The following is a 15266-nucleotide window of genomic DNA, read 5'->3' on the forward strand; positions in this document are numbered from 1 at the left end:
TGGCGCTTCTATGCAGTACCGTGCTGCGCTATTTTTCGTATTTCGCCTTATAGCTCATGATCGCTGCGATTGTCTTGCCGTCCTCGATTTTTCCGGAATAGATCATTTCACACAGCTCATCGACCGAATATGCATAGACATCGATAAATTCATCCTCGTCCAAATGCTGATGGGTCGGCTTCAAATCCTGTGCAACATAAATTTCGATCTTTTCATTGCAGAACGCAACGGTCGTCCGCAGACTTAAAAGATGCGTCAGATTTTCAGAATGATATCCCGTCTCCTCTTCCAGCTCGCGCGCGGCAGCCAGCATCGGCGGCTCGTCTGCGCCGTTTAACCCGCCCGCCGGGATTTCCAGCGTATAGCGGTCGAGAGCATTGCGCCACTGACGCACCATCAGAAGCTTTCCATCCTCTCGCACAGGAACGACCGCAGCCGCGCCCTTATGCCCGATAAAATCCCATTCTGCGATGTTCCCGTTCGGAACCTGAATGGTGTCCCTGTAATAATCGATGATCGTTCCGTGATAGACCAGCTTTCGATCCAGCCGTTTAAATTCCTCTGCCATGTTGACTTCTCCTCTGCATAGAAATAAGCATCCCACCCGTCCAAGGTACAAGATGCTCATTTCTTAAAATACTTTCTACCGGGGCAAATCAGCCTTTACATCTGATTTCCTGATGCTTTGATTATACGCCGTGATATTTTAGAAATCAACCTTCATAGCTTCCCGATCGTATTGTCCCAGATCGCGTCGAATACCTTATCATAGGTGGTATTTCCAGCGCCGCCCTTGGGTGCCAGCTTGCGTTTTTCCGTGCTCTCTCCGTAACAGATAAAGTTTTCCAGCAGCCGTTTTCCCAGCATCGCTGTGATGTCCCCATTCTTTGGAGCAAATGCGTAATAATAGTTGGACTTCTTTTTTCGTCCCCACAGGATTTTTCCTTCGTGCTGCCCGTTTTTCAACAGCTCCTCCACCCTGTCATACTGACCAGCCGACGTCTCGCAGTCTCTGTCGCACGGGGCAAGCTCCGGGGTAGAAAACTGTACATAGTACGAATACTCGCTCTTACCTTCGTCATCGTCGGAACGGTCAAATTCTTCCTCATATACCGCGTCAAAATGAATATCTGCGATAAAAAGATCCCCGTTTATGATCATTTCCTTTACGGTGTACAAAGGATTCCCGAACAGCTGCTTTTTTTGCTCCCCGAGAGCATCTGCCACTTCCATCGGCACCTTCTGCCAGTTCAGGGAAGAAAGTGAAACCACCTCTTTTGCTTCCCGCCCACAGGCTGTGCATTTTCCATCCGCCAGCTCCTTTCCACAGAACACGCAATATCTTTTTTTATTGTCCCTGTTTGCAAAAATTCCCATGATAGCTCCTCCTTTTTATTTTTTAGCTGTTTATTCTTTTAGCATGCAATCTGCTTTCTCATGCAATCTGACCTGCCGTTTCCAGATCCTGCCCAGGACTGATCGCTTCCCCATTCGTCCCAGCTGTCATCCTCCCAATAGTCGTCATCCTCAAAGAACAGCCAGTCAATCCAGTTCCAGTCGTCTTCATAGTCGTCCCAGCCTTCCCAGTCGTCCTCATACCACGATTCATAATCATAGTAATCGTTATAACCCTCGGCATAGACGAATTTTTCCAGCCAGCCGACATAGTCGGCGTCCATCCCCACACCGGTAAAAACCGGATAGAGATATCCATAAAACTCAGAATCCCCATAAGGCAGCGTGACAGACAGTCCAGTCATTCCAACCTCGTCGTCCGTACAATTAAAATAGCAGATGGAAAGGTTTACCGCAGCCGCCAGTGCCTCTGTCTCTTTGGATTCGATATTCTGCGCTACTGCCATGATATCCGTTATATAATAGTCTGACATGGAATAATCTCCATCCTCGTCAAACAGAAAATCAAACAGCCCTTTTTCCCGCAAAACAGGATGAGCGCGCCTGCCGCCCCGGACGTGCATACTGTAATTTTCCCCCAACAGCGCAGGCTCGTTTGTATAGGCAAAATCAGCCCACGCGGTATAGAGCACCTTCATGTAGGATTCGTCGATCAGCGCCAGCGTGGAAGCCCCCTCGCCGTTTTCTTCATTATCTGCGATCATGTCATCCACGATGATTTTCCCAAGCTCCTCAGAGGAAATGCTGGTGTTCTCCGACAGGGCGTTCAGCCATCCCGTGTACGACCAGCCGTAGCCGGATTCAAAATCCTCCGACAGAATCATGTAATCGCAATAATTGTACATGGCACAGCAAAGCTCTAACGAAGACATAATGCAGCTGTCCATGCCGATGATATCAAAGTAAATCCCGCTCTGGCGGATTGCCGTCTGGATCTCATCGATCGTAAGCACCGAATCCTCCGACTGGTGTTCGTCATATCCAAAGCCGTATACCGGTCCTGCACCGTGATCCCAGAAAATCAAGATATAACGGTTTGCCGGATAATTTTCTGCGCCCCAGGAAATAAAATCAGCAAGCGTATCCGGCGATGTACAATCCAGCTGGCCGAGGCTGTCATCCACAAGCACCAGGTTCCCGGCTTCCGCCTTATAACGCTGCGTGTGATCGGAGGCAATTCCAAGCCTTTTTGACCAGCTTTTTGTGCCGATCGTCTCCACGAGGACATTGACCTGGCTGCTGATGTTCGCCGCAAGCATCTCACAAAGATCCTCCGTTGCCTCTCCGTCCTCCGATTCCAGATCCGAACCGTTCATATAGACAAATACGGTCGCTTGGTCCTTTCCATCGCCTTTTATCTCTGTCTGTTTCTCCTTTACCATATCTTCCGGAAAGGGATTTTCCGCTGCACCCGCCGCATGCTCTGCACCCGCCAGCGTTTCTGCACCTGACGCAGTCTCAGTGCCTGTCTGTGTCCCTATACCTGACGCCGTCTCTACGCTCGTCTGTTCCTGATCTGCAGGCTTTTCTTCTTCATCCGGCAAAAACAGAGCAATGATAAACAGCACGCCGCAGATAATCAATAGATTTCGGAGAAGCTTTCCCAGTTTTTTCATAACACATCATCCTTTTTGATCCTATGAGGTCGGGCAAAAGCTCCGACTTTGATGCCTGGCATTATCCTATATCAATATAATAAGTCGCCGCCACCCCTTCAAGGGGTGGCTCGGCTCGCTGGGTATAACCCCTTGACACCGGACAGCGTCTCAAGGCGCCCAGACTTTCTCTTCGTTCAAGTCACTATTGCACTTGACGCGTTGCTTATGCCCCTTGAAGGGGCGTTTGTACTACTTCGACTTAACCCTTAAAAGGGTTTTCATATTCTTTTACACCTAATTTATCTTGCATAACATCGTTCTTTTCCTGATCTTGGATATACTTTTTGATGGTCGCTTCGTTTAACCCTACTGTGCTGACATAATATCCTTCTGACCAAAAATGTCGATTTCCAAACTTGTACTTTAGATTTGCATGTCTATCGAATATCATAAGTGCGGACTTGCCCTTCAAATATCCCATAAAACTTGACACACTCATCTTCGGCGGAATGCTTACCAGCATATGAATGTGATCTGGCATTAAATGCCCTTCGATGATTTCTACTCCTTTGTAAGAACATAACTGTTTCAAAATATCTCTTATATCAGCTTTTAATTGATTATAAATAACTTTTCGTCTATACTTTGGAGTGAATACGATGTGATACTTACACATCCATTTTGTGTGAGCTAAATCATAATTCTTATTCGCCATAAAATCACCTTTCCTTTCTTACAATAGTGCCTGAACAACTCTATTGTAACGGAAAGGTGATTTTTTTGTACAACGCTTTGTCTCCACCCGCAAAGCAGGTGGTTTTTTGTTTCGGGCATCTCCATTTTTCGGAACACGAAAAACTCCAATACCCTCAACAGGATAAATCCCATAAATAAAATGCACGCTCTGCGAGCATTCTATTGTCATGAATAAAATATTCCATGGTTTTTCCGGCGTCAGCACAGAGGTTTCATTGAATAAAAGCACTGCCTCCCGGCAGTTGTTTTTGCGTTATGAATTTCTTTCCCGGCAGGCTGCTTCCAGCTGTGTAAGCGCCTGCAAAAGCGTTTTTTTCGTGCACGCCAGTACGATGCGTTCAAACTGTCCCGACTTTTTGTCAAAGACAGAGCCGCCATCCAGCCAGAGCTTTGCCTGATGTGCAATGAGATTTTCCAGTGCTGTGTCCGACAGTCCCAGTCCCGAGCAGTCCAACCATGCAAAGTAAGTGCCTTCCGGTTCGATCAGACGGATCTTAGGCAGTCTTTCTTTTAAGAAGCTGCGCAGGACCTTCAAATTTTCCCGCAAATATGTCCGGCACTGCTCAAGCCACTCGCCGCCATTTTCGTACGCTGCCTGGCACGCGATTAAACCGAGGGCGTTCAACTGGGAATATCCCGCCGCGTTGATCTCGGCTTTGAATCTGTCCCGGACCTCTTTTCCAGGAACCCAGATATTGGAAACCTGCAGCCCCGCCAGATTAAAGGTTTTACTCGGCGCAGTGCAAAGAATCATCTTTTCTTCCAGCTGCGGACATGCCTTTGCAAATATCGTATGCGGATGCTCCGGAAAGGCAAAATCACAATGAATCTCGTCTGCCACAACGAACACATGGTAGCGGTCGCAAAGCTCTCCCAGTTTTTGAAGCTCTTCCTTTGTCCAGACTCTGCCGACAGGATTGTGGGGACTGCACAGCAAAAACAGCTTTACATTCTGGGATGCGATCTTTTCTTCCAGATCGTCGAAGTCAATTTCATAATGTCCGTCTGTTAAAAGGAGCGGGCTTTCTACGATCTTTCTATTGTTATCGCGAATCACCTCAAAGAACGGGTAATAAACCGGCGGCTGAATCAGTACACTGTCGCCCTCTTTTGTCAGAGCGCGTACCGCCATCGCAAGGGCGAATACCACACCGGGGGTTTTTACAAGCCATTCAGACTTTGGCTGCCAGTCAAACCGACTGTCAAACCAGCGATACAGCGCGTCAAAATATTCTCCTTTTACCTCGCTATAACCGAAAATCCCATGGGAAACCGCATTCTGCAGTGCATCCAACACAGGCTTCGGCGCCTGAAAATCCATATCCGCCACCCACAATGGCAACACATCTACGTCACGTCCGCGTTCCACGGCGAAATCATATTTCAGGCTGTTTGTCTTTTTCCGGTCAATTTCCCGGTCAAAATTATAGGTTGTCATTTCTAATCTCCCTCTCAACAAAAATCCTGCCCTGCAGGATTCTTATGCCTGCAACGGGTCGCAAACGCGACTTTTTTCTGCTCCGCCGCAATGCCGTCCCTACAGCGTGGATTTTTTCTCAGGAAACAAACGCCTGCTCCAGATCTGCAATCAGCTCGTCCACATGCTCCAGTCCAACGGACAGGCGCAGCAGAGTGTCGGTGATGCCGAGCTTTTCTCTCCACTCCTTCGGAACATCCGGATGGGTCTGCTTCATCGGATAGGTGATCAAAGATTCTGTACCCCCAAGGCTCTCCGCAAAGGTGATGACGCGCACCTTTTCCAGCACGCGCTGTGCCGTTTCCACGCTGTCGACGTCGAAGGAAATCATCGCACCCGCACCTCTCGCCTGCTTTGCATTGATCTCATAACCAGGATGCGTTTCCAGTCCGGCATAATATACTTTTCTGACTTTCTTCTGCTCCGTCAGCCAGCGCGCGATGTTGCCCGCATTTTCCTGCTGCCGCTCCATGCGCACCGCCAGTGTCTTGATGCCGCGCATTACCAGCCAGCTGTCGAAGGGGGACAAACAACCGCCGGTCGTCTTTGCAATCAGGCGGATTTTTGCTGCGAGCTCTTCCTTTGCAGAGCAGACAAAACCGGCGATCGTGTCGTTATGTCCGCACAGGAACTTGCTCGCGCTGTGAATGACGATATCTGCACCGAGCGCAATCGGGTTCTGCAAATATGGAGATAAAAAGGTATTGTCTGTGATCATCAGAAGGTTGTGTTCTTTTGCAAGCTCTGCGCATGCCGAAAGGTCAGTGATCTCCATCATCGGGTTGCTGGGCGTCTCGATATAAAGTGCCTTTGTTTCCGGACGCAGCACCCGTTTGATCTCATCCAAATCACCGGTATTGACAAAATCAACCATCAGTCCGTTCTTTTTGCCGATGGTATTGACCAGACGGGTTACACCGCCGTAAAGGTCTTCAGAACAGATCACATGGTCGCCGGGTGCAAACAGATCAAATACTGCTGTCACCGCCGCCATGCCGGAAGAAAATGCCGTCGTGTCATAAGCGCCCTCCAGCGCGGTAAGGATTTCCTCCAGATGCTGTCTGGTCGGATTTTTCTCTCTCGTGTAGTCAAAGCCGGTCGAATGTCCCAGACCGATATGTCCGAACGTCGCCGTCTGATAGATTGGAAAGCTCACCGCCTTTGTCGGCTCGTCCCAGGAAAAATCCAGATTTCCGTGAATACACTTTGTTTCTATATGATTGCCCATTTTTCTGCTCTCCTTTGCAGTTATTTTTCGGATATTTTCTATCATTCTAATTGGATGCTTCCCATTTGTCAACACCAACATAGTTGGTATATATGTTTATAATCGGTTCCACAGTGGCCTTCTCCCGGACGTTCCCCCGCGCCATTCGCAATATAATAGAATGCACGCTCCGTGAACATTCTATTGTCATGAATCGCGCCCTTCTCGCCGCGCGGCAACACGGACGTTCCCCCGCGCCATTCGCAAAATCGCGCCTGCGGCGCTTTCCGCAGTGGCTGCGCCACCGCTTCTTTTGCTCATGAAGTGGCGCTTCCTCCGTGACTTCATGTGCACAGATTCTCATGCGAGCATGGAATCTGTACCCACGAAGTCACGGGGGAACTGGTAAACAAAATAAAATTTATTCTTGACCGCCCCCTTTCCCAATGCTATAATGCATCAGATGAACAAAGGCGTTCATGAGTGAAATACTTTTCTATTTAGAAAAGTGTTTGATTCATGGACGCCTTTCAGTATTTGTACAGCAAACACGAGAGAATGAGCGAGGTGTACTTATGGAACAAACTGTGTACTTACAGCTGGAGGACGGGACCTGTCTGACCGGAAAACATTTCGGCGCTCCTTTGAAAGAGGACGTCATCGCGGAAGTCGTTTTTACGACGGCTATGACCGGATATACAGAAACACTGACCGACCCCAGTTATTACGGACAGATGGTCGTTCAGACATTTCCCCTGATCGGCAACTACGGCGTCAATCCAAAAGACTTTGAAAGCAAAGGAATTCACATGAGCGCATACATCACCAGAGAATGGTGCCCATGTCCTTCCAATTTCAGATGTCAGATGGATCTTGACGCTTTTTTAAAGCAGCAAAATATCCCTGGCATCTATGATCTGGATACCCGCTACCTGACCAAGCTCATCCGCGAGCGCGGCGTCATGAACGGACGGCTCACATCCCTCCGCCCGGACTCTGCAGCTGTTGAAGACTTAAAGAGCTGGGCAATCACGGACGCGGTAGCACACGTTACCTGCAGGGAGCCTTACCAGATTCCGTCCCCGCTTCCCCGCCATCACGTCGTTTTGTGGGACTTCGGTGCAAAACAGAATATCATCCGAAAGCTGCACGCATTAAACTGCGACCTGACCATCGTTCCCGCTTCCACGACAGCAGCACGCATCCTCTCCTATTCGCCGGACGGTATCATGTTGAGCAACGGTCCCGGCAACCCGAAGGATAACCCGGCTATCATTTCCGAGCTGTCTCACCTCTGCAAATCCGGCATACCGATTTTTGGCATCTGCCTGGGGCATCAGCTTCTCGCCCTTGCAAACGGTGCGGACACTGAAAAATTAAAATACGGACACCGCGGTGCAAACCAGCCGGTGAAGGATCTGCTCACCGGCAGGGATTATATCACCAGTCAGAATCACGGCTATGCCGTCAAAAACGATTCCCTCCCGGATAATGCAGTACTTCGTTTTATCAACCTAAACGACGGAACCTGTGAGGGCGTTTCTTATCAGGATTTTCCCGGCTTCTCAGTGCAGTTCCATCCGGAAGCCTGCGGCGGTCCTCATGACTCCGAGTTTTTGTTCCGCGAATTTGTCGCACTGATGGAAAGGAGGGCATAAAGCATGCCGTTAAATCCCAATCTGAAAAAAGTAATGGTAATCGGCTCCGGTCCCATCGTCATCGGTCAGGCTGCCGAATTTGACTATGCAGGTACCCAGGCGTGCCGCGCTTTAAAAGAGGAAGGTCTGGAGGTTGTGTTAGTTAATTCTAACCCCGCAACAATCATGACCGATGCCGCCATGGCAGATCATGTCTACGTGGAGCCTCTGACTCTGGATTTTCTAAAAAAAATCATCAAAAAAGAACACCCCGACAGCATTCTTTCCACCCTCGGCGGTCAGACCGGCCTGACGCTTTCGATGCAGCTGGCAAAGGAAGGATTTCTGGCACAGGAGGGCGTAACACTTCTTGGTGCAAACCCGGAAACCATTGCCAAAGCCGAAGACCGTCAGGTTTTTAAAAGCACCATGGAAGCGATCCGGGAGCCTATCATCCCCTCTGTCGTTACGACGACGCTTGAGGGTGCTCTCTCCTTCGCGCACTCTGCAGGCTATCCGGTTATCGTGCGCCCCGCCTTTACCCTCGGTGGCACCGGCGGCGGCATCGCTGTTGACGAAGCACAACTGCGCCAAATTGCTTCCGCAGGGCTCCGTCTTTCCCCGATCACGCAGATTCTGGTGGAAAAATGTATCTCCGGCTGGAAAGAGATCGAATTTGAGGTCATGCGCGACGGCGATGGAAACGTCATCACGATCTGCTCTATGGAAAATCTTGATCCGGTGGGTGTCCACACCGGCGACTCCATCGTTATCGCCCCTGCGGTCACCCTTGCGGATAAAGAATACCAGATGCTTCGAAGTGCTGCACTCCACATCATCGAAGCTATGGGCATTGAGGGCGGCTGCAACGTACAGTTTGCTCTAAATCCCGAGAGCTTCGAGTACGCTGTTATTGAGGTAAACCCCAGGGTTTCCCGTTCCTCCGCCCTTGCCAGCAAAGCGACTGGCTATCCGATCGCCAGAGTCGCTGCCAAAATCGCCATCGGCTACCGGATGGACGAAATCAAAAACGAAATCACCGGCAAGACGAAAGCATGCTTCGAACCGGCATTGGACTATGTTGTCGTCAAATTTCCGAAATGGCCCTTTGACAAATTCGTGTATGCGACAAGAAAGCTCGGAACCCAGATGAAAGCCACCGGTGAAGTCATGGCCATTGGCAGAAACTTCGAGCAGGCGCTGATGAAAGCCGTTCGCGGAGCAGAAATCTCCCATGACTGCCTGGCAGACGTGCATATGCGCGCACTCGACGACGAAGCCCTAACCGCCAAAATCCTGGCGCAAGACGACGAACGCATCTTCGCTGTTTACGAAGCGCTCTTCCGCGGTTTTTCCATCGAAAAAATCCATCAGCTGACTTTGATCGACGAATGGTTTTTAGCAAAGCTTTTGCATCTGTGCGACCTCGAAAAACGGCTGGAGACAGAGCCGCTCACACATGATTTTCTGCGGGAATTAAAGAGAAACGGTTTTCCTGATAAAACGATTGCACGCCTGTCCGGCAACTCTACTTTCCCCCACCTTCCGTATTCCTATAAGATGGTCGATACCTGCGGCGCGGAGTTTGCGGCAGAAACCCCCTACTTCTACTCCACCACTGACGAGGAGGACGAGGCTTCCGCTTTTATCGCGGAACACAGCTCCAAAAAGCCCGTCGTCATCGTCTTTGGCTCCGGTCCGATCCGGATCGGTCAGGGAATCGAATTCGACTACGCCTCCGTTCACTGTGTCTGGGCATTAAAGGATGCCGGGTATGAGGTTGTTATCGTCAATAACAACCCGGAAACCGTTTCCACCGATTTCAACACAGCAGATCGCCTGTACTTTGAGCCCCTGACTCCGGAAGATGTCGGAGACATCATCCGTGTGGAAAATCCGGTCGGTGCAGTTGTTGCCTTCGGCGGACAGACCGCAATCCGCTTGACCAAATGGCTTTCAGAAAACAACGTTCCGATTCTGGGCACACCTGCAGACAGTATTGACGCTGCCGAAGACCGGGGTCGGTTTGAAGCTCTCTTAAAACAGCTCCATATCAAGCAGCCCGTCGGAGATACCGTCCACACTGCAGAGGAAGCGATCGAAACAGCGAACCGTCTCGGCTATCCGGTTCTGCTGCGCCCCAGTTATGTCCTTGGCGGTCAGAACATGATTATCGCCTTTTCCGATGCGGACGTAAAAGAATATATGGATATTATTCTTTCCCATATGGAAGGGAACCTCGTTCTGATCGATAAATATATGATGGGCACGGAGCTTGAAGTCGACGCAATCTGCGATGGCGAGGATGTCCTGCTGCCCGGCATTATGGAGCACATCGACCGTGCAGGCATCCACTCCGGCGACTCCATCGCAGTTTACCCTGCCTGGAATTTAAGCCCCGCCAAAACCGCAAAGCTCGTGGACTACTCCACCCGCCTTGCCCTCTCTTTAAACACGAAGGGCTTGATCAACATCCAGTACGTCATCTGCCAGGATCAGGTTTATGTCATTGAGGTAAACCCCCGTTCCTCCAGAACCGTGCCTTATCTGAGCAAAGTCACCGGCATCCCGATGGTCGATATCGCCACCCGCGTCATGCTCGGGGAAAAATTAAAGGATATGCCTTACGGCACCGGTCTTGCCCCGATTTCCTCCTACACCGCGATCAAAGTGCCTGTCTTCTCCTTTGAAAAGCTGTCTGGACTGGACACGCAGCTCGGACCTGAAATGAAATCTACCGGTGAAGTGCTCGGCATCGCACCCACCATGCGGGAAGCGCTCTACAAAGGATTGGTCGGCGCAGGCTACCAGCTGACCGACAAGGGCGGCATCTTCATCACCGTGCGCGACACCGATAAGGATGAAATCCCTGATATTGCACAGCGGTTTGCTGATCTTGGCTTCCACCTGTATGCAACCGCAGGTACGGCAGCTGTACTGCGTGACCACGGCATGCAGGTTACACTTGTCCATAAGATCAGCGAATCCGAACACAACACCATCGCACTTCTGGAAAGCGGAAAGGTCAATTACATCATTTCGACCTCCAAAAAGGGGCGTACCCCTGCCCGGGACAGCGTAAAGGTTCGCCGCAAATCTGTGGAGCTTGGCATTCCCTGCCTGACCAGCCTGGATACGGCAGTTGCCCTGGCGGATATCTTAAAGAGCGGCTTTACGCCGGATACGGCAGAGCTGGTCGATATCTGCACGCTGCAAAAGTAAAGGGAGCGTTTTTATCGTATGGAAACAAAGTTTCCTATACGATGAAAAAAGCTCGGAGCACAGCATCTATTCCTTTGCTGTGCTCCGGGCTTTTCTTTTCAATCTTTTCTACATCCGCGATGGCTCTCCGCCGTCACTCTTCCATCTGTTCCTTATGATATTGCAGCGTATACAGCTGATAATATCGTCCATGCTTTGCAAGCAGCTCCTGATGCGTGCCCTGCTCCAGGATCTTTCCGTGGGATAGCACAATGATGTTGTCCGCATGCTGAATCGTGGAAAGTCTGTGGGCTACCATCAGCATCGTGCCGACGCTGCGCATTTTTTCCAGGGAATCCTGAATCAAAAGCTCCGTCTCGGTGTCAATATTCGCAGTCGCCTCATCCAGGATCATAACACTTGGTTTGTGGATGATGGTTCGCGCAAAGCTCAGCAGCTGACGCTGTCCGGCAGAGAAGTTATTTCCTCGCTCCCGCACCTCCTCATCCAGACCATGCTCCAGCTTGTCAATAAAATGATCGGCATTCACATACTGGCAGACGCGCCGGATTTCTTCATCCGAAATGCCCTCTTCCCGCAGAACGATGTTGCTGCGGATCGTGCCGGAGAACAGAAATACATCCTGCAGCATCTGGCCAAAATGCCTGCGCAGGGAAGCGATCTTGATCTTGCGAATGTCGATACCGTCGATCAAAATCTCGCCCTTCTGGAACTCGTAGTTGCGGCAGATCAGGGACAAGATTGTGCTCTTTCCGGAACCGGTCGATCCGACAAACGCCACCGTTTCTCGCGGATTTACATGGAAAGACACACCCTGCAGCACCCATTCCCCGGGAATATAGGAAAACCACACATTGCGAAACTCGATTTCGCCGTGCACCTCTTCCAGCTCTATGGCATCGGGCGCATCTACCAGCTTCGGCTCCAGATCCATGATCGAGAACACCTTTTCCGCAGACGCCAAAGCCGACTGCAGCCAGTTAAACTGCTCCGCCAGGTTCTGGATCGGGGTGAAAAATTTCGAAATATACATATAAAAGGTAACGATCGTTCCGCCTGTGATCGTCTGTCCTAAAAACGCCACGCCGTTTAAATGTCCCATGCCGCCCAGATAAAACAAGCATAGGATGGAACAGATGTAAAGCATATACACCAACGGACGAAATACACTGAACACGAAAATCTGACTCAGGTTTGCCTTTGCCTGCGTCTGGCTTTTCTCACGAAATTCCGCCATCTTTTCCTCTTCGCGTCCGAAAATCTGCGTAACCTTGATGCCGGAAAGGTTTTCCGAAAGATAAGTATTGATATCCGTCGTCGCATCCTTTACCCTGCGGTATGCCCGGCGGGAAAACTTCCGGAAGATCACTGTAAAGATCACAATGAATGGAACAAAGCACAGCACCATCAGCGTAAGCTCATAGTTTAAGCAGATCATTGCAATTAATATGCCTACAATAACAAAGGCATTCTTTGTCAGGCTGACCAGCAGGTTCGTAAACATCATCGAAATCGCGTTGGTATCGTTGGTCACACGGGTCACCAGCTTGCCCACCGGAATCTCATTGAGCTGCTCATGGGAAAGGGACTCGATATGGGTAAACAGATCCTCACGCAGATCGGACACAATCCGCTGTCCAACCCGCTGCAAAATCACCGCCTGCAAATAGGTACTTCCCATTGAAAACAGCAGCACCACCACATAACCGCCTACTCGGGCATACAGGGCAGGCAGAACAAAATCACCTGCAACCAGCTCTTCGATATTACCGATGATCAGCGGCGAAATAATATCATAGGCGATTGAAAACATCATCAGGAACAATACCAGTACAAACTGCTTCCAGTACGGCTTTGCATAAGCTACCAGACGGTGCATAATTTCGCCGTCCTTCATCGTGCGTTCAAATCCCATCTGGGACTTTTTGTCCTTTACCAGCACATAAGCGGCGGTCAGAAGCGCCGTGATCGTACCGATGACCGCGCCGGTCAAAAGCAACGGATTTACTTCAATCATGGCTGGCACCTCCTTCGCACTTTTCTACAGACTCCGACGCATGCTCTGGGGCATCAACGGAATCCGCTATGTCAGACGTTCCTACCGCATCGGACGAATCTGCCGTTTCGTCCTCCAGACGCTGTAAATCTACCATCCGCCGATATTCGGGACAGCTGTGATACAGCGCATCATGCGTACCGACCGCTTCTACTCTTCCATCCTCCAGAAATACGATCTTATCCATCCCCTCCACTGTCGAAATGCGATGTGCGATCAACAGGGTGGTCTTGCCTGCACGGGTGGTCTTTAAGTTATCGAGAATAATTTTTTCAGTACGAGTATCCACTGCAGAAACCGAATCATCCAAAATCAGAATCGGCGCATTTTTTAACAGCGCACGAGCAATGGAAATTCGCTGCTTCTGACCGCCGGAAACAGTCACACCCCGTTCTCCCAGGATGGTTTCATAGCCTTCCTTGAAATCTACAATATTGTCCCGCACGTCCGCCAGCGACGCCGCACCGTTGATCTGATCGAAAGTTGCATCGTCCACGCCAAAGCCGATATTGTGTGCAATGGTATCTGAAAACAGGAAATTATCCTGGGGCACATAGGCACAGGCATTGCGTACGGAATGAATGGACACGCTGTTCACATCCTTTCCGTCCACAAACAGCGTTCCGTCCGGCACGTTATAGGTACGAAGCAGCAGATCTACTACCGTAGTCTTACCCGCGCCGGTTTTGCCTACAATACCGACACTTTCACCGGCAGCTACCTGAAAGCTGACGTCCTGCAGTACATTATAATCGCCGTCCGGATAGCGGAACGTCAAATGCCGGAATTCAATACTGCCTTTTGGATTTTCAAGATTTCCTACACCATCCCGGTCCGTCACATCTACAGGGGCATCCATCAGCTCCGTAATACGATTCAGGGAAGCCTTACCACGGGAAGTCTTTTCAATCAGCATCGAAATCGCCATGATCGGCCAGACGATGGATTCAAAGTAGCCGATGTATTCCACCAGCTGTCCGGCGTTGAATTTTCCACCAAACACCAGCCAGCCGCCGTAGCCTAAGATGACGCAGATGACAGATTCCACAAACAGCGTCACCAGCACCTCCAGCAGGGTTGCGATCTTTGTATAGGTAACGTTGATCTCTTCATTTTCACGGTTTAGCTTACGGAATGCTGTCAGCTCCTTAAATTCCTTGACAAATGCCTTGATCACCGCGATGCCGGAAAAGTTCTCCTGTGCAAAATCCGAAAGATCAGAGAAAGCCTTCTGCCGTTCCTCCCAGCGTTTTGTCATCGTCGTACCCATAATAGTGCCGATGCCAAACATGATCGCCGCAGGAATCAGGGCCAGCAGCGTAAGCTTGAAATCCATCCGCCACATTTTGTACAGCGCCAGCAGACCAAGCACCAGAGCGTCGAAAAACATCAGAATGCCGTCGCCGAAGCACTCCTGAATCGTATCCAGGTCATTTGTATACAGGCTCATCAGGCTTCCTACCTTGTTGACCTGATAATACTGCTGCGACAAACGACGGCTGTGATCAAACATTCGCTCCCGCAGATCTGCCTGTACACACACTGCGGAACCGAAAAAGCATACCCGCCATAAAAAGCGCCCGATCACCATCATCAAAACAATCCAGATCATGGGCAGACAGATATTCTGAAACAGTACCTCCCTGGTAAAGGTCAGCGTCTGACCATCCACCACCACTTTTCCTAAGTTCACACCATTAATGACCAGACGATACAGCTCCGGAATCATCAGCTGGGCAATATCGACGATCAAAAGTGAGAGCAGTCCAAGCAGCAGCGCCGGTGCATTTTTCAGATAGTAACGATTGATATACTTGCCGAAAATCACGACTTTCCCCTCCTTTTTCTTTTGTTTTCCCCTATAATATTTTTCCAAAAAGTAAAATAGTCGTACTTT

The 15266-nt window shown here is 50.1% G+C and carries 11 protein-coding genes; 2 read left to right on the forward strand and 9 right to left on the reverse strand.

From position 1 onward, the window contains the following. Window positions 1-28: 28 nt before the first annotated feature. From OCV62_RS06595 to OCV62_RS06625, 7 genes are all read right to left on the reverse strand, one after another. The gene (locus tag OCV62_RS06595) at window positions 29-568 is read right to left on the reverse strand and encodes an NUDIX hydrolase (RefSeq protein WP_021914738.1); all 540 of its coding nucleotides are present in this window, start codon (window positions 566-568) and stop codon (window positions 29-31) included. 152 nt (window positions 569-720) lie between these two features. Beyond that, window positions 721-1377 (reverse strand): hypothetical protein, encoded by a 657-nt coding sequence (locus tag OCV62_RS06600; RefSeq protein ID WP_262585666.1) that lies wholly within the window; start codon window positions 1375-1377, stop codon window positions 721-723. Window positions 1378-1415: 38 nt separating this feature from the next. Beyond that, window positions 1416-3032: a clostripain-related cysteine peptidase gene (locus OCV62_RS06605; RefSeq protein WP_262585667.1), complete on the reverse strand. Its 1617-nt coding sequence runs from the start codon at window positions 3030-3032 to the stop codon at window positions 1416-1418. Window positions 3033-3273: 241 nt separating this feature from the next. Beyond that, window positions 3274-3729 (reverse strand): IS200/IS605 family transposase, encoded by a 456-nt coding sequence (gene tnpA, locus OCV62_RS06610; protein ID WP_262585668.1) that lies wholly within the window; start codon window positions 3727-3729, stop codon window positions 3274-3276. 18 nt (window positions 3730-3747) lie between these two features. Continuing rightward, complete coding sequence (locus OCV62_RS06615) at window positions 3748-3999, reverse strand: hypothetical protein (protein WP_262585669.1); 252 nt, start codon at window positions 3997-3999, stop codon at window positions 3748-3750. A gap of 24 nt (window positions 4000-4023) precedes the next feature. Then, the gene (locus OCV62_RS06620) at window positions 4024-5208 is read right to left on the reverse strand and encodes a MalY/PatB family protein (protein WP_262585670.1); all 1185 of its coding nucleotides are present in this window, start codon (window positions 5206-5208) and stop codon (window positions 4024-4026) included. 118 nt (window positions 5209-5326) lie between these two features. After that, on the reverse strand, window positions 5327-6475 hold the full coding sequence (locus OCV62_RS06625) for a trans-sulfuration enzyme family protein (protein WP_262585671.1): 1149 nt from the start codon (window positions 6473-6475) through the stop codon (window positions 5327-5329). Window positions 6476-7029: 554 nt separating this feature from the next. Here OCV62_RS06625 and OCV62_RS06630 point away from each other — a divergent pair. Then, window positions 7030-8112, forward strand: coding sequence for a carbamoyl phosphate synthase small subunit (locus tag OCV62_RS06630; RefSeq protein WP_021916238.1), 1083 nt, complete (start codon window positions 7030-7032; stop codon window positions 8110-8112). Between the two features lie 3 nt (window positions 8113-8115). After that, a complete protein-coding gene (gene carB / locus OCV62_RS06635; RefSeq protein ID WP_262585672.1) occupies window positions 8116-11313 on the forward strand; it encodes a carbamoyl-phosphate synthase large subunit in 3198 nt (1065 codons plus the stop codon). A 133-nt stretch (window positions 11314-11446) separates the two neighbouring features. On the opposite strand, the gene OCV62_RS06640 is transcribed toward carB, so the two are convergent. Both OCV62_RS06640 and OCV62_RS06645 read right to left on the reverse strand, forming a co-directional pair. Then, window positions 11447-13330 (reverse strand): ABC transporter ATP-binding protein, encoded by a 1884-nt coding sequence (locus OCV62_RS06640; protein WP_262585673.1) that lies wholly within the window; start codon window positions 13328-13330, stop codon window positions 11447-11449. Next, window positions 13323-15197, reverse strand: coding sequence for an ABC transporter ATP-binding protein (locus tag OCV62_RS06645; RefSeq protein WP_262585674.1), 1875 nt, complete (start codon window positions 15195-15197; stop codon window positions 13323-13325). The genes OCV62_RS06640 and OCV62_RS06645 overlap by 8 nt, the downstream gene beginning before the upstream one ends. Window positions 15198-15266 lie beyond the last annotated feature (69 nt).

It is taken from the genome of Gallintestinimicrobium propionicum, from assembly GCF_025567525.1.
GTDB lineage: Bacteria > Bacillota > Clostridia > Lachnospirales > Lachnospiraceae > Gallintestinimicrobium > Gallintestinimicrobium propionicum.